Origin of the sequence: Lentzea sp. CA-135723 (assembly GCF_050936595.1) — a bacterium.
In the GTDB taxonomy this organism is placed as follows: Bacteria; Actinomycetota; Actinomycetes; order Mycobacteriales; family Pseudonocardiaceae; genus Lentzea.
Genome location: NZ_JBNJMK010000001.1, coordinates 5852623 through 5871689, shown reverse-complemented (window position 1 = coordinate 5871689; position 19067 = coordinate 5852623). Strand labels below are relative to the sequence as shown.

Genomic DNA, 19067 nt, shown 5'->3' with positions numbered 1-19067 from the left:
GGGCTGTCGCGGACCGCGCGCTGTGATCAGTCGGGGTTGATACCGGGCTGCTTGCCCGGCGTCACGGTGACCTCGTCGGTGGACGGCGCGAGAGCGCGCGTCGACGAGATGCCGTGAGCGTTGCCGGACGCAGCGAGGGCAGCGATCGCGATGCCCTTGGCAGAGCCAGAACCGTCGTGGCACGAAGAGCACTGCACCGGCGCGGGGGCCGGGACGGGCAGCTTCGGCATCGGGTTGCCTGGCAGGGACGGGCTCTGTTCGGAGGGCACGACGAAGTCGTTGTGCTCCACCAGATCCGTCCACGACGCACCGGAAGGTGCGGTGTACTGCGAGACCACCGGGGCCGCGGGCTGCGCGGCTTCGATGGCGGGAGCCGGGGCCTCCGGGAACGTCACGTCGAGCATCCGCGCTTCGGCGGGTGCCTGCGTCTGACCGATCCTGGTGACCTGCGGCAGGATTCGCTCGGCGATCTGCTCGACCGCCTTCTGGACCTGCACGTCCGGCAGGGCGGCGCGAGCCTTCTCCTGCTCGGCGCGCAAGGTCTCGTCGATCTTGTGCACTGCCTTGGCAGCGGGAACGACGACGACCGGCAGCTTCTCGTCGCTGGAAGCGACGACCTTGCTGATGACGTCGAACTGCTGCGTGTCGGCACCTTCGGCCGCGTGGGCCGAGGCCGTGCCGAGTGCCCAGGCAACGGCCGTTCCCGCGATCGCCCCACCGACGGCGAGCAGCGCACGGGTGGCGAACCGGCGCATGCCGGACGCTCCCGTCTTCGCTCGCAGATCAGCGGAGAACAACGCAGGAAACCTCGCTACTCGGTGGCACTCAAGGGATTCGCCGACGATCATGCTGATCAAGTCGACGTCGGCGACTCTGCCAGTCCATCCACCCCGAATGCACGCTCTGAGCGCCCGGTTAACTACATCGTGTGAACGCCCCGCCTGGAATCACATGCGTTTCAACACGCGTGCGGCTCCCGCAGCAGCAGTAGAAGCGAGTACCCATCCAACGGCTACAAGCACGGCCGCAATCCATTGCGACGCACCGGTGAACTGCCATTTCCCGTCGTGACCGAAGTCGATGATCGGGATCAACAGGTCCAGCGCGAGCAACGCCGCGTTCCAGACCGGGTCCTCGTCCTTGTTGAGCTTGACCATCGGGTGCCAGTGGAACCACAACGCGCCCGCCAGCCAGAAGACCGCGAGCCAGCAGATCGCGAGCCACGGCCGGTACCCGTACCCGACGGTGAACCGCTGCACCGCGCCCCAGACCCGCCCGGCACGACCGAGCTCCGAGTAACGGCGGCGCTGCTTCTCCAGCTGCACCTTCTGCGCGAGTTCCTCCTCACCGCCCTGCTGGTACACGGCGGCGAGCTGTTCGTAGGGCCCCGGCGCGAAGTCCGGCTGGACCTTCAGCAACCACTTCAGCCGCGTCTGCACCGGAACGTCCGGGTCGGCGGTGATGCCGGCGAACTCGAAGTCGTCCACGGCGACGCCGCCCCTGGCGTCCCACAACCCCGGCCCGTCGGTCACCGACACGGCTTTCAACCGGCTCAGCACGACCTTGCCCATGGGCTCCTGGCCCTCGGGGATGTGCAGCCGGAACTGGTGCACGGTGAGGCCGTAGGCGTTCAGCGCGATGTCGGCGGCGGTCGAGCCGAGGTGCGAGTCGCTGAACGTGGCCATCTTGCCGACCTCGCCCAGCCGGATGCGGACGCCGCCGACCGCCTTGAACCCGCGGCTGCACAGCAGGTCCTTGCCGATCGTGATGGCGCGGGCGTCGAGCGACGGCTTCTGCGTGCCGTTGGGACGCAGCCGCGGCAACGTCAACTCGGCGCCGGACAGGTCGAGCGTGGAGCCGATGTTCGCGTTCTGCAGGCGGATCGAGCCCTTGGCCTTCAGCTCGCGCAGGAAGAGCGTGCCGCCGATCTGGAGGCGGTCGGCGAACAGGACGTCGATGCCCGGCCCGTGCAACGAGACGCCGGACATGCTGGCGCTGCCCATAATGGTCGCGTTGGACAGCCGGACCTGGCCGTAGGTCTGCAGTGCGGGGCAACGGGTGCCCGCGCCGTTGACCGCGCTGCGGGCCTCGACGTCGCCGCGCACCTGCATGCCGTCCGCGTGCAGCGCGACGGGGATGCGGTTGGTGACGTCACCGGCGAGCTCCTCCGCGACCTCGCGCGGCCCGATCACCGCGCCGGACAGCCGCAGGTACCCGCCGACGCTCGCGTTGGGCAGCCGGACGGTGCCGGTGCTGGTGAAGCCGTCGTCGAGCTCGACGTTGCCCTCGACCCGGATGCGGTCGGCCACCAGCGTCGCGGCCTCGTCGGCCGACCCGTGCGGCAGGACCAGGACCTGGTTGTCGATGCGGTGGGTGGAGTTGAGGCGGGCGCCGGTGAACTCGACGTTGCCGCCGACCCGCGCGCCGTCGAAGAGGACGCGGCCGTCCGCGGTGAAGCGGCCGCCCTCCGCGTTGCAGAAGACGTTGCCGGCGACGACGAGCCCGGACGCGTCGAGCGCGTCCTTGCCGGTGTTGATCAGGCGGGCGCCGCCGAGGTGGACGCTGCCGCCGACGTTCGCGCCGCGCAGCCTGACCTCTCCTTGCGCGCGCATCGCGATGCCCTGCACCGAACCGCTGACGCGCAGCCGTGCGCCGAGCAGGGCGTGGTGGGTGTTGGACCGCAGCACGGCGCCGGCCAGCCGGAGCGTGCCGTCGACGGCGGCGTCGGTGAGGTCGACGGTGCCGGTGCAGGTGAAGCCGGCTTCGAGGACCAGGTCGCTGAACACGCGGAGGTTGCGGCCCTGGAGGCCGGGGACGCGGGTGCCGCGGAGCCGCAGCCCGATCAGCCGGGCCATGCGGAGGTCAAGCGACTCCTCGAACGTGCAGTGCGTGAGGTCGATGACCCTCGTGACGCGCGTGCCTTCCAGTTCGAACTTCCCGGTGATTCGCGCGTTGCGGAGCCGAAGAGCGGGTAGTCCCTTGCGCGGAACGCGGTACATACCGGTCAACAGGCCGGTGAGCACCTCGCCGCGGGCGCTCTGTCCGGTCAGGTCGATCTCGGTGCCACCGGCGTAGGCTCCCGCGACCTGGCGCTCGACTTCGGTCAAGTCTTCCGGCTTGATCACTTCGTCCTCCCCTGACGAGTCGGATCATCCCTGGTGGAGTTCCGGCTTGGCGAGGGTCCGAACAGTTAAGTTGAGGTCCATGAGCACGCCGGAGTCGGAGATCAGCAACCGCGTTCCGAAGCTGCTGCGGGTGAGCGCCGCGCTGAGCTGGCGGTTCGTGGTGGTCGTCGCCGCGCTGTACGTCGTCGCGTACGCGTTCGGCTTCCTCGCGTCGATAGTGATCCCGGTCGCTATCGCCCTGCTGCTGGCCGCGCTGCTGTCGCCGGGGGTGACGAAGCTGGTCGAGTGGCGGGTGCCGCGCGGGGTCGCCACCACGGTGATGATGATCCTGGGCATCGGCGTGCTCGGTGGCGTGCTGACGTTCGTGATCAGCGAGTTCTCCCGCGGTCTGCCGGAGTTGCAGACCCAGGTGGCGGCATCGCTCGACACCATCCAGAAGTGGCTGAAGGACGGGCCCGCGCACCTGTCGGACCAGCAGCTCCAGGGTTACGTCAACGACATCGTGAAGACGATCAAGGAGAACCAGGCGGAGATCACGTCCGGTGCTCTCACCACCGCGGCCACCCTGGGCGAGTTGCTGACCGGGTTGTTGCTGGCGCTGTTCACGCTGATCTTCTTCTTGCACGACGGTGACGGCATCTGGCGGTTCGTCACCCGTGCGGTGCCTCGGGACGTGCGTCAGCGTGTGGACGTGGCTGGCCGTCGCGGGTTCGGGTCGCTCGTCTCCTATGTGCGCGCCACGGCCGTGGTCGCCATCGTGGACGCCGTCGGCGTTGGTATCGGATTGGCGATCATCGGGGTGCCGCTCGTGGTGCCGCTTTCCGCGTTGGTGTTCCTCGGCGCGTTCATCCCCATCATCGGTGCGGTGTTCACGGGTGCTGTGGCTGTGTTGATCGCGTTGGTGACCAACGGGCCCATCGCTGCGCTTGTGGTGCTGGCTGTGCTGATCGGCGTGATGCAGCTGGAGTCGCACGTGCTGCAGCCGTTGTTGTTGGGGCGCGCGGTCAAGCTGCACCCGTTGGCTGTGGTGCTCGCGATCGCCGGCGGGTTGGTGACCGGTGGCATCGCCGGTGCCCTGCTGGCCGTACCGTTGCTGGCGGTGCTGAACTCCGGGATCCGGTCGCTGGTGTCCGATGCGGACGCCGCTCAGGAGCCGGAGCAGGTGGACGTGCTGAACCCGCAGGACACCGCACCCAAGGACGACAAGAGCGAACGGATCAAGGAGCTCTGAGCGTGCGGACGGGAACGTTCGACTACACGATCGACGGCAGGGGCACCGTCGCGTCAGCGGTGGACCTGATGGCTGACGTACCGCGGCTGGTGACCATGCACCCGCTGGCTGTCTCGACCGCGTCCGTGCCGCCGGGGCCGGGGGTGCTGCGCAGCACCGCCGTGACGTCACGGCTGAAGTTCGGCCCGGTGGGCATGCACATCACCTACCGCGCCGACCTGGTCCTGCACGGCGAGGACGAGGTGGTCACGGTGGCGCACCAGCAGCCCCGGACGACCTTGCGCAGCCACGTGAAGGTGGCGGAGGCGGGGGACGGCCGGGTGCGGATCGGGGTGGGCATCACGTTCGAGTCGCCGAGCCTGCTGTTCTCGTACGGCTTCGGGAAGGCCCGGTTCGCGCACGAGCACATGCGCGCGGAGATCACGAAGTACCTGAACTCCTAGGCCATCGACACGAGGTTGCGGCCGTACGCCTTCGCCGCGAGCAACGCCGCGTCGGCCGCCACCAGGAGGTCCGGCAGCTCGTACCCGAACCGGATCGTCGTCGACACCCCGATCGACACGGTCAGCCCCTGCAGCTCGTGCGGCTTGCCGTCGTACGCCATCGTCGGCACCCGCAACGCCGCCACGGCCTTGCGCACCCGTTCCGCCACGGACTCCGCCTCGTCCGGTGTGGCCTCGGGCAGCAGCACGACGAACTCCTCACCGCCGAACCGCCCGACGAGGTCGCCACGGCGAACCGTGCCGCGCAGCAGCAGTGAGATGGCCGCCAACGCTGCATCACCGGCCAGGTGCCCGACCTCGTCGTTGACCTTCTTGAAGTGGTCGAGGTCCAGGAGCATCACGGCCATGGGGCGGGTGCGGCCGGAGCCCTTGGTCAGTTCGTAGCGGGCACGGCTGTCCCAGTGGACGGCGTTGGCCAGGCCGGTCTTCGCGTCGCGTTGGGCCGAGCGGCGCCATTGGGGGAGTTGGGCCGCTCGTTCCAGCAACGCCAGGGGCGGGCCGGCGATCAGGGCGTGGACGGCGTTGGAGGCGGCGACGCACCCCATCAGGCCGCCGATCGACACGGCCACTATCCCCAGCACCGCGTCGATGGGTTCGCCGACGTTCTCCTCGAAGGTGGCGGTGGGACGGCGGAGCTTCAGGCCGAACGCGATCAGTGCCGCGCGCAGCACCAGCAGCACGCTGGCGCCCAGGGTCATGACCAGCAGGTTGCCGTCGACGTCGACCCAGCCGAGGAGGTAGCGGGTGGCGAAGACGGCCAGGGTGGTGGCGCTCAGGGTGAAGAGCCAGCGGTGCGTTTCCGGGCGTTGGGCCAGCAGGCAGTGCAGCGCGGGGCCGAAGAGCAGCAGCACCATCAGGTTCGGCGGGAGCGCCAGGATCCCGGCGGTCAGGTAGGAGAGGTGCGCGGCCCACGGGTTGCGCTCGGTCTCGCCGAGGCGGTGGCTGTAGATGGAGCTGGCGATGATGACGGCGCCCGCGGTGCCGGCGATGGCGGCGAACCTGGCGATTTCGGAGGGTGACGGCGTTTCGGAAGAAACGATCGCGTAGGTGACGGTCGCGAGGGCGCACACGTCGATGAACAGCCAGTAGCAGAGCGCGGGCCGCCGCAGTGTCCACACCGGCCAATCGCGCACCCGCATCGCCCCTCCCCCGAACCCGGAGAGCGTCGCACATTCCTCCGTTCGGCAGAAGACGGCCACCTGGGGGTTAGCCAGCACACGTTCACCCGGCAGGATGGTGGCTGAAAGGAGCACAGCGTGCCCAAAGAGCCTGCCGAACGTGTGACGAAGGTGATCGACGACCCGGCCACGCCCCTGTGGCGCGGGACGATTGCGCTACGCATAGTCACATTCCTCTTCGCGACGGCGAACGTCCTCGCGAACCAGCACGACTACGTGCGGCCGTGGCTCGCGTGGACGACGCTCGGGGTGATGGCGCTGTGGTCCGGCTTCACCAGCCGCGCGTACAGCACGACGTGGGGCAGGCGGTGGCCGTTGGTGCTGACTGACCTGGTCCTGACCTGCGGCCTCATGGCGCTGTCCCAGCTGATCATGACCGACCACCAGCTGCTGACCCTGAACGTCCCGCTGATCACGACGATCTGGGCGTGCGTTCCGGCGGTCGCGCTGGGTGCGTTGGGCGGTGCTTACGCGGGCCTGGCGGGCGGGCTGGTCGTCGGCCTCTCCACGTACCTGACCAAGGGCGTGCCGAGCCTCGACCTGCTGCGCGACGTCGTGCTGCTGGCCGGTGCGGGCATGGTCGTCGGCATGGCCTCGGCCACGGCACGCCGAAGTGCCGTCCTGCTCGCCCAGGCGTTGCGAGCGGAAGCGGCGACGGCGGAACGCGAGCGGCTCGCCCGCTCGATCCACGACAGCGTGCTCCAGGTGCTCGCCCGCGTGCGCAAGCGCGGCCTCGAGGTCGGTGGTGAGGCCGCCGAACTGGCGAAGATGGCCGGTGAGCAGGAAGTGGCGCTGAGGAACCTCGTGGCCGCGGCACCCGTCGACTCCACTGTGGATGGCGACATCGACCTGCGGCCGGGGTTGCAGGTCCTCGCCACACCGCGCATCCAGGTCTCCACGCCCGCCACCCAGGTCATGTTCAGGGCAGGCGCCGCGAACGAGCTGACGTCACTGGTCCGGGAGGCGCTGTCCAACGTGGACAAGCACGCCGGCGAGGACGCGCGGGCGTGGGTGCTGCTCGAAGACCTCGGCGAGGAGATCGTGCTCAGCGTCAGGGACGATGGGCCCGGCATCCCGGAAGGCCGGATCGCGCTGGCCGCCGCGGAAGGCAGGATGGGGATCGCGAAGTCGATCAAAGGCCGGGTGGAGTCGCTCGGCGGCACGCTCGAGCTCCAGACCGGGCCGGGGGAGGGCACGGAGTGGGAGGTTCGGGTGTTCAGGAAGGGGGCGGCAAGATGACGGTCTCGGTGATGGTCGTGGACGACCACCCGATGTGGCGCGAGGGCGTGGCTCGCGACCTGCAGGAACGCGGCTTCGAGATCGTGGCGACGGCGGGCGACGCGCCCTCGGCGGTGCGCATCGCGAAGGCCGTGCGTCCCAACGTGGTCCTGATGGACCTCAACCTCGGCGAGCTGTCCGGCGTCGACGCCACCGCGATGATCACCAGCGAGCTGCCGGAGACGCGCGTGCTGGTGCTGTCCGCGTCCGGCGAGCACGACGACGTGCTGCAGGCCGTGAAGGCGGGCGCGTCGGGGTACCTCGTGAAGTCCGCGTCGTCGGAGGAACTGGTCGAGGCCGTGTCCCGCACGGCCGCGGGCGACGCGGTGTTCACGGCGGGCCTCGCGGGCCTGGTCCTGGGCGAGTACCGGCGGATGGCGGCGGCCCCGGACGACTCGGAGGAGAAGCCTCAGCTCACCGACCGGGAAACCGAGGTGCTGCGGCTCGTCGCCAAGGGCCTCACCGCGCGGCAGATCGCGAACCGCCTGGTCATCTCCCACCGCACGGTCGAGAACCACGTCCAGTCGACTTTGCGGAAACTCCAACTGCACAACCGGGTGGAGCTCGCGCGTTATGCCATCGAGCACGGTCTCGACGCCGAACCGGAGGCAGAGAAATGACAGACCCGAGAGACTTACGCGTGTCCGACGCGGAACGCGAGCACGTCGTCAGCCTGCTGAACAAGGCGGTGGGCCGCGGCATGATCACGCTGGACGAGTTCACCGTCCGCACGGACACCGCTCTCGCCGCGAAGACCAGGGCCGACCTGAACGGGGTGCTGGTCGACCTGCCGGGCATGGTCAACAACGAGCTTGCGCACGCCCGCACGGAGCTCAAGAACACGATGAGCACCACGACCCGCAAGGGCCACTGGGTCGTGCCGCAGGAGCTCGTCATCCGCAACACGCTCGGCACCACGAACCTCGACTTCACCGCCGCCGAGGTGCCGCCGGTCGTCAACGTCGACCTGGACGTGTCGCTCGGCACGGTGAAGATGCTGCTGCCGGCCGGGTCGTCGGTGAACTTCGACGCCGTCGAAATCACGGCAGGAGAGCTGAAGGACAAGGTCCGCAACTCGATGGGCAACCCGCACTTCCAGCTCAAGGGCGCGGTCAGGGGCGGCACGGTGGTGATCAAGCGCTCCAAGCGCTGATCTGCGCACCGACCCGGCAACCCGCAGGATCGAGGCATGCGGTGTCTCGTGACCGGTGCGACCGGGTACCTCGGCGGACGACTCGTGCCCAGGCTGTTGGCCGAAGGGCACGAGGTCCGCTGCCTGGTGCGCTCGCCGGAGAAGCTGCGCGACGTCCCGTGGGCGGCTGACGTCGAGATCGTGCGCGGCGACGTGCTCGGTGACCTCGACGAAGCGCTCAAGGACATCGACGTCGTCCACTACCTCGTGCACTCGTTGCACTCGAAGGACTTCGCGGACGCCGACCGCAAGGCCGCGCAGAACACGGCCTGCGCCGCCGAACGCGCCGGCGTGCGGCGGATCGTCTACCTGGGCGGACTGCACCCCGAGGGCACTGAGCTGTCGCCGCACCTCGCCTCGCGCAAGGAGGTCGGCGAGGTCTTCCTGCGGTCGAGCGTCCAGGCCGTGGTGCTGCAGGCCGCGGTGATCATCGGATCCGGGTCGGCCAGCTTCGAGATGCTGCGCTACCTGACCGAACGGCTGCCCGTCATGGTCACGCCTCGCTGGGTGCACAACCGGATCCAGCCGATCGCCGTGCGGGACGTGCTGCGCTACCTGGTCGACGCCACGACCCTCGAAGACCAGAACCGGACGTTCGACATCGGTGGCCCGGACGTCCTGACCTACCTCGAGATGATGATGAGGTACGCCAAGGTCGCGGGGTTGCCACGACGGCGGGTGCTGCCGGTGCCGCTGCTGACGCCGGGGCTGTCGTCGCACTGGGTCAACGTCGTGACGCCGGTGCCGCGGTCGATCGCCAAGCCGTTGATCGAGTCGCTGGTGCACGAGGTGGTGTGCCGCGAGAACGACATCGAGACGGTGCTGCCCGGCGAGAACATCGGCTACGACAAGGCCGTGGAGCTGGCCCTCGACAAGATCCGTGACGCGGACGTCGAAACGCGCTGGTCAGGGGCTTCCACGCCGGGTGCGCCGAGCGAGCCGCTGCCGAGCGACCCCGACTGGTCCGGCGGGTCCACCTACGTCGACGAACGCGAGCGCAAGACCAACGCCTCCCCCGAACGGCTGTGGGCGGTGGTCGAGGGCATCGGCGGCGAACGCGGCTGGTACTCGTTCCCGCTGGCATGGGCGGTGCGCGGCTGGATGGACCGGGCCGTCGGCGGGGTCGGGCTGCGCCGCGGCCGCCGTGACGCGAACCGGCTCTACACCGGCGAGGCGCTCGACTGGTGGCGCGTCGAGGAGATCGACCGTGGTCGGCTGCTGCGCCTGCGGGCCGAGATGAAGGTGCCGGGCAAGGCCTGGCTGGAACTTCGAGTGGCGGCCAACGAGGGACACGGGTCCACTTACCGCCAACGTGCCGTGTTCGTACCCAAAGGGCTCGCCGGACACCTCTACTGGGCGGCGGTCTACCCCTTCCACGGCATCGTGTTCGGCGGCATGGTGCGCAACATCGCCAATGCAGCTGAGCTTCACAAGAAATGAAGAAAGTCCTGATGGACTGCACAAGCAGCAAAGGGTGAGACTTCCCGCATGAAGGCTCTCGTCAAGGTCGCCGCTGGGCCTGGACTCGAACTGACCGACGTCCCCGACCCCACCCCGGGTCCGACGGACGTGCTGGTCAAGGTGTTGCGCACCGGCATCTGCGGCACCGATCTGCACATCGACTCGTGGGACGACTGGGCCGCGGCCAACATCAAGGCGCCGCTGGTCCTCGGGCACGAGTTCGTCGGCGAGGTGGTCGAGGTCGGCGCCTCCGTCACCGGCGTCAAAGTCGGCGACCTGGTCAGCGGCGAGGGCCACCTCGTCTGCGGGACCTGCCGCAACTGCAAGGCCGGCCGCCGCCACCTCTGCGCCAACACGCGCGGCCTCGGCGTGCACTCCAACGGCGCGTTCGCGCAGTACGTCGTGCTGCCCGAGCAGAACGCCTGGGTGCACCGCACGAAGGTCGACCTGGACGTCGCCGCGATCTTCGACCCGTTCGGCAACGCCGTGCACACCGCGCTCAGCTTCCCGGTCATCGGCGAGGACGTGATCATCACGGGCGCCGGTCCGATCGGCATCATGGCCGCCGCCGTCGCGAAGCACGCGGGCGCGCGCAACGTCGTCATCACCGACATCTCCGAGCACCGCCTGGAGCTGGCCCGCAAGGTCGGCGTCGACCTGGCCGTGAACGTCTCCGAGAAGTCCATCGCGGACGCCCAGCGCGAGCTCGGCATGGCCGAGGGCTTCGACGTCGGCATGGAGATGTCCGGCAAGCCAGTGGCGATGCGCGACATGATCGCGAACATGGCCCACGGCGGCCGCATCGCGATGCTCGGCCTCCCGTCGGACGAGTTCGCCGTCGACTGGAGCAGCGTCGTGCTGAAGATGCTGCACATCAAGGGGATCTACGGCCGCGAGATGTTCGAGACCTGGTACTCGATGACCGTGCTGCTGCAGCGCGGCCTCGACCTCGCACCGGTCATCACGCACCGGTACGACCACACGCAGCACGCGGAGGCGTTCGCCACCGCGCGCGAAGGCAAGTGCGGCAAGGTCATTCTCGACTGGACGGGAGCCTGATGTACGGCGAGCTGAAGACCGACCTCCTCAAGACCATCGAGGAGATCAGGGAGGCCGGGCTCTACAAGTCCGAACGCGTCATCGCCACCCCGCAGAACGCCAGCGTCAGGGTCGGTTCCGGCGACGACGTGCTCAACTTCTGCGCCAACAACTACCTCGGCCTCGCCGACCACCCGACGTTGGTCGAGGCAGCCAAGAAGGCCCTCGACGACTGGGGCTTCGGCATGGCCTCGGTGCGGTTCATCTGCGGCACCCAGGAACCGCACAAGGAACTGGAGCGCAAGCTCTCCGAGTTCCTCGGCACCGAGGACACGATCCTCTACAGCTCCTGCTTCGACGCCAACGGCGGCCTCTTCGAGACGCTGCTCGGCGCCGAGGACGCGATCATCTCCGACGAGCTGAACCACGCCTCGATCATCGACGGCGTGCGCCTCTCGAAGGCTCGTCGGTTCCGCTACAAGAACCGCGACATGGACGACCTGGAGCGCCAGCTCAAGGACGCCGCCGACGCTCGTTATCGCCTGATCGCCACCGACGGCGTCTTCTCCATGGACGGCTACCTCGCGCCGCTGGACGAAATCTGCGACCTGGCCGAGCGCTACAACGCCCTGGTCATGGTCGACGACTCGCACGCCGTCGGCTTCACCGGCCCGACCGGCCGCGGCACGCCGGAGCTGTTCGGCGTCCAGGACCGCGTCGACATCGTCACCGGCACCCTGGGCAAGGCCCTCGGTGGTGCGTCCGGCGGTTACACCTCGGGCCGCGCCGAGATCATCGAACTGCTGCGCCAGCGCTCCCGGCCGTACCTCTTCTCGAACTCGCTCGCGCCGTCCATCACGGCCGCCGCCATCGCGACGCTCGACCTGCTGTCGAGCTCGTCTGAGCTGCTCACCCAGCTGCGGGCGAACACCGAGCTGTTCCGGCGGCGGATGACCGAGGCCGGCTTCGACCTGCTGCCGGGCGAGCACCCGATCATCCCGGTGATGATCGGCGACGCGGCCGAGGCGGCTCGGTTGGCCGATCTGTTGTTGGAGCAGGGCGTGTACGTGATCGGATTCTCGTACCCGGTGGTGCCGCACGGCAAGGCGCGCATTCGCACGCAGATGTCGGCTTCACACACGACCGAGGACGTTAACCGCGCTGTCGACGCGTTTATCGCCGCACGCGCAAAGATGTAAACGTCGGACTTGTACCGGCTCCAAAAACTACTTCCTTCGGGGATATTCGGAAGGAAACAATGGAGCCGGTACAGGTCCAGCTCTAGTTTCGTCTGCATGCCAAGACGAAAGTCCAGCGTGGTGGGCCGCGAGTTCGGCGAAGGCGTTCGCAACGTCATCGAGCGAGCCGGACTCACCCACCGCAAGCTCGCCGAAAAGATGGGCTGGGACGAAGCAAAGCTCTCTGACATGGTCCGCGGCAAAGGCGGCGTGACCGAGGCGGACCTCATGCTGCTCCTGGGTTTCTGCCAGGCCACGCCACTGGAGATCCAGTACCTCCTCGCGCTCTTCCGCGAGACGCGGGAGACCGCCTACCTGAAGTTCTCCGACGAGCCGCTGGACCAGCTACCTGTCCTGCTCAACCAGGAGCGGCTCGCCAACGAGCTCACCATCTGGTCGCTGAGCCTCGTACCTGGACATCTGCAAACGACCGACTACATGCGTGCACTCATCCCGGCAGCGCGCGACGAGTCAATCGACTACGAGAAGGTCATCGAGGCGAAGCTCGAACGTCGCAAGCTCTTCCACTGGAGCCGCACGTTCGTGTTCTACATTCACGAACAAGCGCTGCGAGTACCGGTCGGCGGGCCGGATGTGATGAAGGATCAGTACATCCACCTGCTGGGAATGGCGGAACGTTCGTACATCACGCTGCGGGTCGTGCCGATCGACATCGGCGCGTATGCCGGCACCACCGGTTCTTTTATCCAGCTTGGCTATGAGAAGTTCGAGACGGTCGTCTTTCTCGAAGGCGAGGGCTCCGGGCTGTTCATCGAGGAGCCGAAGCCTCTCGCGAGGTACGCCAGGGTGTTGAAGTTGCTCGACGTTCAAGCCCTTGATCCGGAAGAATCGAAGGGGCTGATCAACGGCATCCTGTTCTGAGGAGGCGCTCCACATGTCGATCTGGCGCAAGAGTTCGTACAGCGCAAACTCCAGCGACTGCGTGGAGGTCGGGCGCGGGGTCGGCGTCCGGGACAGCAAGGCGCCCGCCACCTACCTGCCCGTCTCAGCTGAGGCGTGGTCGGCGCTCCTCCGCGATGTGACCCGAGTCACACAGCGGTAAGAATCGGGGCGGTCGGCACACTTCCTCACGTGGAGGAATTCTCGGCCGTCTACCGCGAGTGCTACCCGCGGGTGCTCGCCTATGCCGCGAGCCATGCGGGGGCGCGGCTCGCCGAGGACATCACCAGCGAGACCTTCACGATCGCGTGGCGCAAGTCCGCGCAGATGCCGTCGAACGCACTGCCGTGGCTGCTGGGCATCGCACGCAACCTCGTGCGTGCGGCGGTCAGGCAGACCACGCACTACGAGCTGACCGACTTCCCCGCCGACGACGACTTCGCGGTGATCGAGCTGCGGGCGGCGTTGTCGACGTTGTCGGAGGCCGACCAGGAGGTTCTCACGCTGGTCGCGTGGCACGGGCTCGCGGCCGCCGAGGCGGCGCAGGTGCTCGGGTGCACGACGGCGACGTTCTTCGTGCGGCTGCACCGGGCTCGGCGGCGGTTGCAGGCTGCCCTCTGGACACCGAAGTTCGACCGTGCGAGGGAGTCATGGAAGACCTCATGAAGAGCCTGGCCGAGGCCAGGCCGCCCGCACCCGAGGTCAGCCGGGACCGGATGGAACGCGACCTCGCGCGGATCGTCGCGTTGCCGCGGGAGAAGCCGACGCGCAAGGCGCTCGTGCGGCGGTTTGCGCCGTTGGCCGTGGTTGCGGCCGTGATCGCGCTTGCGGTCGTGGTGCTGCCTGAGCCTTCTCAGCCCGTGCAGCCTGCCGCGCCGAGTCAGTGGTGGCGGGTGTTGCGGCAGGAGTCGTCGTTGATGGTGGTCGGGGACCCGTCGAAGCCGTACCTCGTGCGGTTTGACTCCAAGAACGATCAGTGGCTGGCCGGGAACCGCGAGGTCGCGGTGGTGCAGAAGGACGGCCAGGTCGCGCCGCTCTCGTCGAACGACGACGCCGCGTGGGAGGCCGCCGGCCGGCCCGAGGTCGTGCCTCAACTCGGTGGCAGCCGGTCCGTGCGCATCGGTCCGATGGCGCCGGGGGTGAAGGAGTCCTACGTCAGCGGGCTGTCGCTGACCTCGATGTACTGGGACAGGCTGGAGTCGTTCGACGACCTGCCCGCGGACCCGGCTGGCATGCTGGAGATGCTGAAGCCCGAGGGCAAGAGCACCTACCAGCTCGCGGAACTCGTCATGGCGGTGCTGATCGCGGACGTGCGCGACGACCAGCGGCGGGCGGCGTTCGAGCTGCTCAGGTCGTTCGACGGGGCGCGGTACCTCGACCGCGTGCAGCTGCGCAACGAGCGGGTGGGCGTCGGGGTGGCGATTCCCGCGCCGCCGCAGTTCCAATTCGGCGACGTCGAGACCCAGTTCGTGATCAACCCCGACACCGGCAAGCCCATCGTGCGGCGCAACATCATCACCAGGCCCCAGCACGGCCTGCCCGCGAACATGTCGATCTTCGAGGAGGAGTACCTCCTGCTGGAGCGCACGACCATCGAGCCCATCCTCCCGCTGGGCGTCGCCGTGAACGGCGAAGTGGAATCCCCCATCATTGAGCGGTGATCGACCCACGACGGTTGCGCGTGCTGCGCGCGTTGGCTGACCACGGCACCGTGACGGCCGCAGCAGCCGCACTGCACCTCACGCCGTCAGCGGTGTCGCAGCAGCTGGCGGCGTTGGAGTCAGAGGCCGGGCATCCGTTGCTGGTGCGCAAGGGCCGGCGGGTGTCGCTGACGCCGGCTGGTTCGTTGTTGGTGGAGCACGCGCACGTCGTCGCCGCCGAACTGGAACGCGCGCAGGCCACTTTGGACGGTCTCGCGTCCGGTTCGGCGGGGCGGGTGGCGGTGGCGGCGTTCGCGTCGGCCATCACGCAGGTCGTCGCGCCTGCCCTCGTGGCCTTGAAGGAACGCTCGATCGAACTGTCGGTGCGCGACGCCGAGGGCCACGAGAGCGTGCGGCTGCTGCTGGACGGCGAGATCGACGTGGCGATCACCGAGGAACGCCGCGCCACGGAACGGGTCACGCGCTTCCCGCTCTACACCGAGCCGTTCGACGTCCTGCTGCCGCCAGGGCACGCGGTGAGCGGACCGGTCGACCTGGCGACGCTGGCCGACGAGGACTGGGTGGTGACGCTGCCCGGCAACCCGTTGCGCGACGTCGTCGAGATGGCGTGCGCGCAGGCCGGGTTCACGCCCAGGATCAGGCACAACTCCGACGACTTCCGTGCGATCGAGGCCCTGGTCGCTGCGGGTGCCGGGGTCGCGCTGGCACCGCGCAACGCCGTGGGCGGGGTGCAGGTCGCGGGTTCGGTGGCGGTGCGCCGGGCCGTGGCGGGCGTGGCGCCGTTGCGGCGAGTCGTGGCGGCGGTCCGGCGGGGCTCCGAGGACCACCCGTTGATCAAGGCGGTCCTCGACGAGCTGCGGCGCTAGGGCGGCGGGATCGTCAGGCTCAGCTTGGCGGCGATGCGCGTCAACGCCTGGCGGTCGGCGGCGGTGAGCGGGTCGAGCACGCACTCCCGGACCGCGCGCAGGTGCGTGGGCGCGGCGGCCCTGACCACCTCGAACCCCTCGTCGGTGAGGGTGGCGATCGTGTAGCGGCCGTCGTCGGGATCGGGCGAGCGCACGACCCAGCCGCGTTGCTCGAAGCGCTTGACCACGTTCGACAGGCGCGACAGCGAGCCGTTCGCGAGGTGGGCGAGGTCGCTCATGCGCATGCGGCGGTCGCGCGCCTCGGAGACGTGGCTCAGCACCAGGTAGTCGAACAGGCTGAGGCCCGCCTCCTGCTGCAACGGCGCCTCCAGCCGGCCGGGCAACAACAGCAGCATCGAGACGAGGCCGGTCCAGGCCTCCTTCTCGTCGGCGTTCAGCCACTCCATGCCGCGCAGCTTACTTCATGCTTGAAGTCATGCTACGTTTGACTTCAAGCATGAAGTCATCGAGAGGACAGACCATGAGCAAGCCGGAGTTCTTCGCCACCCCCGGATACGGCGACACGCAGCTGAAGAACATGCGCTACAGCCAGGCCGTGCGGATCGGCGACCGGGTCGAGATCTCGGGTCAGGGCGGCTGGGACGACGAGTTCGAGTTCCCCGAGACGCTCGAGGCCGAGATCGTGCGGGCGTTCGACAACGTCGAGCGCACCCTCGCGACCGCGGGCTCGTCGTGGGCCGACGTCGTGCACGTGAACTCGTACCACGTGCTCGGCGACGACTCGTTCGACGACCACAACCGCGTGATGGTCGAGCAGTTCCGCAAGTGGATGGGCGAGCGCGCGCCGATCTGGACCGAGAGCGGGGTCACCGCCCTCGGTCACCCGAAGATGCGCATCGAGATCCGCGTGACGGCGGTCGGCTAGACCCGCGGCAGGTGGGCGGCGACCTCGGCGAGGGCGTCCAGGGTGTCGTGGTCGACCTGGCCGGTCGCGGTCTCGGCCTCCGCGACGGTCACGGTCTTGCCGTCGCGCTCGCTGCCGTAGCGCAGGCCGGTGAAGCGGATGTCGCCCAGGTCGAGCAGGTGGCTGCCGAGCGGGTGGATGTCACCGCTGCCGTGCCGCGTCATGACGGACTCGAACCTGCGGGCGTCGCCGGCCGTGGGCAGGCCGACCCACACCACGGAGATCACCGCCGTGTTGCCGGCGCCGTCGGTGACCGCGAACAGGACCCGGTCGAGCGAGGTGCAGCGGGTTCTGGTGAAGAACTCGCGGATCTCGCCGAACGACACCGCCACGCACTCCGCCTGCTGACGCGCCGTGCGTCTGAGTTGTCTCATCCCCATGCGCTGCCAGGCCGCGTCGGGGTCGCCCATGCGGGCAGCCTGCTGACCTTCGGCTTTGCGTGGTCCGAGACGGAGTGACGACGCCGTCTCGGGCGCGCCGAGGCCGCTGATCGACGTGACGCCGCCGGTGCCCATGGCCAGCGCCACCGCTCCCGCCACCACCACTCCGGCGCTCTTCCTGCCACCGCCGCGTCCGTTGCGCAGCGGGATGACTTTGCCGTTCTTGGTGATGAAGTCGGTCATGCGATCAGAACGCGGGGGACGAGCCCCCGCGTTGATCACACGATCGGGTGGCTAGTGCGGGGCCTTGGCCGCGAGCTTGGCCGAGGCCGGGTCGCCCGCCGCCAGCGCGCCGCGGGCGGCGAGCTGGCAGATGTCGACGCTCGTGGTCGCGAGCTTCGCGCCGACGCCGGTCAACGCCGTGTGGTTCATCGACAGCGACGTGATGCCGAGGCCGATGAGCACGCACGCCAGCAGCGGGTCGGCCGCTGCCTCGCCGCAGACGCCGACGGGCTTGCCGGTGGCGGTGGCCGCCTCGCCGACCTGCGCGATCAGGCGCAGCAGCGCCGGCTGCCACGGGTCGTTCAGGGCAGCGACGCCGCCGAGCTGGCGGTCGGCCGCGAAGACGTACTGGGCCAGGTCGTTGGTGCCGATCGAGATGAAGTCGACGACCTGGAGGATCTCGCGGGCTGACAGCGCGGCGGACGGGACCTCGACCATGACGCCGGCGCGGTCGATGCCGGCGGCGCGGGCGCGTTCGACGAACCACGCGGCCTCGGCGGCGGTGGCGACCATCGGGGCCATGACGCTGACCTCGGCGCCCGTGGACGCGGCGGCCGCGGCGATGGCTTCGAGCTGGCGGTCCAGGATCTCCGGGCGGTCGAAGGCGACGCGCAGGCCGCGGACGCCCAGGGCCGGGTTGGGCTCGGGGTCCGGGTTCAGAAACGCCAGCGGCTTGTCCGCGCCCGCGTCGAGGGTGCGCACCACAACGGGCTTGCCCGCAAACGGCGCCAGCACAGCCTCGTAAGCAGCAGTCTGCTCAGCAACGGTCGGTTCCTCAGCTGCGTCCAGGAAGCAGAACTCCGTGCGGAAGAGGCCGACGCCCTCCGCACCCGCGGCTGCTGCGGCTGCCGCGTCGGCGGGCGAGCCGACGTTGCCGAGGACCTTCACGCGGTGGCCGTCCTTGAGGACGCCGACGCCGTTCCACTCCGCCTTCTTGCCCGTGCCGGCGGTGCGGACCTTGCCGTCCGACTCGCGGACCTGGCCCGTGTCGCCGTCGACGTCGAGAGAGGTGCCCTCGAACGCGAGGATGCCGCGGCACGCGACGACGGCCGGGATGCCCAGCGAACGGGCGAGGATCGCGGTGTGCGAGGTGGGCCCGCCCTCCTCCGTGACCAGGGCGAGGACCTTCGACGGGTCGAGGCCCGCGGTGTCGGCGGGCGCGAGGTCGCGGGCCACCAGCACGGACGGGGAGGCCAGGTCGGGGACTCCGGGGGCGGGCAGGCCGAGCAGTTCGGCCACCACGCGGTCGCGGACGTCCTGGACGTCGCGGGCCCGTTCGGCCATGTAGCCACCGGCGGCCTGAAGTGCGGAGATGAACTTCTGGGCTGCCTCGTGCACGGCACGGGCGGCGGTCAGCGACTGGTCGACGACGAGCTTCTCGGCGGCCTTGATCAGGGACGGGTCACCCGCCATCGCCGCCGTGGTCTCCAGCACGGCGCGGGCGTCGCCCTCGACCGTCTTCGCGCGCTCCATCAGGCGCTGCGCCACGACCTCCGTGGCGGGGCGGATCAGGGAGGCTTCCATCTTCGTATCCGCTGTTCGCGAGCCCGCAGGAGGTTCCGGCAGGGCCTCGGCGACCCTGACGACGGGACCGGTTGCCCGGCCGCTGCTCACACCGACACCGCTCAGCCGCGCGCTCGACATGGTCTAGACCATACCCTCCAACCGGGAACCCAGGACAGTTCAGTGTGACCAATGGGTCCGCACCTCGCGGGGCGACGCGAAGCTCGTCTTCATGGCGTAACACGAACGAAAAGAGGGGCAGTGCTC

20 protein-coding genes are annotated in these 19067 nt (G+C 69.1%); 14 read left to right on the top strand and 6 right to left on the bottom strand.

The features are described from left to right. Positions 1-26: 26 nt before the first annotated feature. On the bottom strand, positions 27-797 hold the full coding sequence (locus tag ACQEU1_RS27050; protein ID WP_433207324.1) for a hypothetical protein: 771 nt from the start codon (positions 795-797) through the stop codon (positions 27-29). Between the two features lie 150 nt (positions 798-947). Further along, entirely contained in the window at positions 948-3125 is a 2178-nt protein-coding gene (locus tag ACQEU1_RS27045) for a hypothetical protein (protein ID WP_433207321.1), read from the bottom strand. Positions 3126-3204: 79 nt separating this feature from the next. Here ACQEU1_RS27045 and ACQEU1_RS27040 point away from each other — a divergent pair, with 79 nt between their 5' ends. Together ACQEU1_RS27040 and ACQEU1_RS27035 are read left to right on the top strand one after the other, a co-directional pair. After that, positions 3205-4356, top strand: coding sequence for an AI-2E family transporter (locus ACQEU1_RS27040; RefSeq protein WP_433207318.1), 1152 nt, complete (start codon positions 3205-3207; stop codon positions 4354-4356). A 2-nt stretch (positions 4357-4358) separates the two neighbouring features. Next, entirely contained in the window at positions 4359-4799 is a 441-nt protein-coding gene (locus ACQEU1_RS27035) for an SRPBCC family protein (protein ID WP_433207315.1), read from the top strand. Here the strand turns inward: ACQEU1_RS27035 and ACQEU1_RS27030 are convergent. After that, positions 4796-5998 (bottom strand): diguanylate cyclase, encoded by a 1203-nt coding sequence (locus ACQEU1_RS27030; RefSeq protein WP_433207312.1) that lies wholly within the window; start codon positions 5996-5998, stop codon positions 4796-4798. The genes ACQEU1_RS27035 and ACQEU1_RS27030 overlap by 4 nt on opposite strands. Positions 5999-6115: 117 nt before the next feature. Between ACQEU1_RS27030 and macS the strand changes: the two genes are divergently transcribed. The 11 genes from macS to ACQEU1_RS26975 all read left to right on the top strand — a co-directional run bounded on the left by macS (position 6116) and on the right by ACQEU1_RS26975 (position 15671). Then, entirely contained in the window at positions 6116-7276 is a 1161-nt protein-coding gene (macS, locus tag ACQEU1_RS27025) for a MacS family sensor histidine kinase (RefSeq protein WP_433207309.1), read from the top strand. Beyond that, complete coding sequence (locus tag ACQEU1_RS27020; protein WP_382432622.1) at positions 7273-7935, top strand: response regulator; 663 nt, start codon at positions 7273-7275, stop codon at positions 7933-7935. The genes macS and ACQEU1_RS27020 overlap by 4 nt, the downstream gene beginning before the upstream one ends. A 20-nt stretch (positions 7936-7955) precedes the next feature. After that, a complete protein-coding gene (locus ACQEU1_RS27015) occupies positions 7956-8468 on the top strand; it encodes a DUF1707 SHOCT-like domain-containing protein (protein WP_433207306.1) in 513 nt (170 codons plus the stop codon). Positions 8469-8504: 36 nt separating this feature from the next. Beyond that, on the top strand, positions 8505-9947 hold the full coding sequence (locus ACQEU1_RS27010) for an SDR family oxidoreductase (protein WP_433207304.1): 1443 nt from the start codon (positions 8505-8507) through the stop codon (positions 9945-9947). 48 nt (positions 9948-9995) lie between these two features. Continuing rightward, complete coding sequence (gene tdh / locus ACQEU1_RS27005; RefSeq protein ID WP_433207301.1) at positions 9996-11027, top strand: L-threonine 3-dehydrogenase; 1032 nt, start codon at positions 9996-9998, stop codon at positions 11025-11027. Continuing rightward, positions 11027-12205, top strand: a complete 1179-nt coding sequence (locus ACQEU1_RS27000) for a glycine C-acetyltransferase (RefSeq protein WP_433207298.1) — start codon at positions 11027-11029, stop codon at positions 12203-12205. The genes tdh and ACQEU1_RS27000 overlap by 1 nt, the downstream gene beginning before the upstream one ends. Before the next feature lie 96 nt (positions 12206-12301). Next, positions 12302-13126 (top strand): Scr1 family TA system antitoxin-like transcriptional regulator, encoded by an 825-nt coding sequence (locus ACQEU1_RS26995; protein ID WP_433207295.1) that lies wholly within the window; start codon positions 12302-12304, stop codon positions 13124-13126. A 13-nt stretch (positions 13127-13139) separates the two neighbouring features. Next, the gene (locus ACQEU1_RS26990) at positions 13140-13307 is read left to right on the top strand and encodes a DUF397 domain-containing protein (protein WP_433207292.1); all 168 of its coding nucleotides are present in this window, start codon (positions 13140-13142) and stop codon (positions 13305-13307) included. Positions 13308-13336: 29 nt separating this feature from the next. After that, positions 13337-13810 (top strand): RNA polymerase sigma factor, encoded by a 474-nt coding sequence (locus ACQEU1_RS26985; protein ID WP_433207289.1) that lies wholly within the window; start codon positions 13337-13339, stop codon positions 13808-13810. Beyond that, positions 13795-14805, top strand: coding sequence for a hypothetical protein (locus ACQEU1_RS26980; RefSeq protein WP_433207286.1), 1011 nt, complete (start codon positions 13795-13797; stop codon positions 14803-14805). Before ACQEU1_RS26985 ends, ACQEU1_RS26980 begins: the two co-directional genes overlap by 16 nt. Beyond that, positions 14802-15671: a LysR family transcriptional regulator gene (locus tag ACQEU1_RS26975; RefSeq protein WP_433207283.1), complete on the top strand. Its 870-nt coding sequence runs from the start codon at positions 14802-14804 to the stop codon at positions 15669-15671. Before ACQEU1_RS26980 ends, ACQEU1_RS26975 begins: the two co-directional genes overlap by 4 nt. Here the strand turns inward: ACQEU1_RS26975 and ACQEU1_RS26970 are convergent. Further along, positions 15668-16117 (bottom strand): MarR family winged helix-turn-helix transcriptional regulator, encoded by a 450-nt coding sequence (locus tag ACQEU1_RS26970; RefSeq protein WP_433207280.1) that lies wholly within the window; start codon positions 16115-16117, stop codon positions 15668-15670. The two genes, ACQEU1_RS26975 and ACQEU1_RS26970, sit on opposite strands and share 4 nt — an antisense overlap. 74 nt (positions 16118-16191) lie before the next feature. Here ACQEU1_RS26970 and ACQEU1_RS26965 point away from each other — a divergent pair, with 74 nt between their 5' ends. Next, on the top strand, positions 16192-16596 hold the full coding sequence (locus ACQEU1_RS26965) for a RidA family protein (RefSeq protein ID WP_433207277.1): 405 nt from the start codon (positions 16192-16194) through the stop codon (positions 16594-16596). Here the strand turns inward: ACQEU1_RS26965 and ACQEU1_RS26960 are convergent. After that, on the bottom strand, positions 16593-17258 hold the full coding sequence (locus ACQEU1_RS26960) for a hypothetical protein (RefSeq protein WP_433207274.1): 666 nt from the start codon (positions 17256-17258) through the stop codon (positions 16593-16595). The two genes, ACQEU1_RS26965 and ACQEU1_RS26960, sit on opposite strands and share 4 nt — an antisense overlap. Before the next feature lie 51 nt (positions 17259-17309). Next, a complete protein-coding gene (gene ptsP / locus ACQEU1_RS26955; RefSeq protein ID WP_433207271.1) occupies positions 17310-18941 on the bottom strand; it encodes a phosphoenolpyruvate--protein phosphotransferase in 1632 nt (543 codons plus the stop codon). Between the last annotated feature and the right edge of the window lie 126 nt (positions 18942-19067).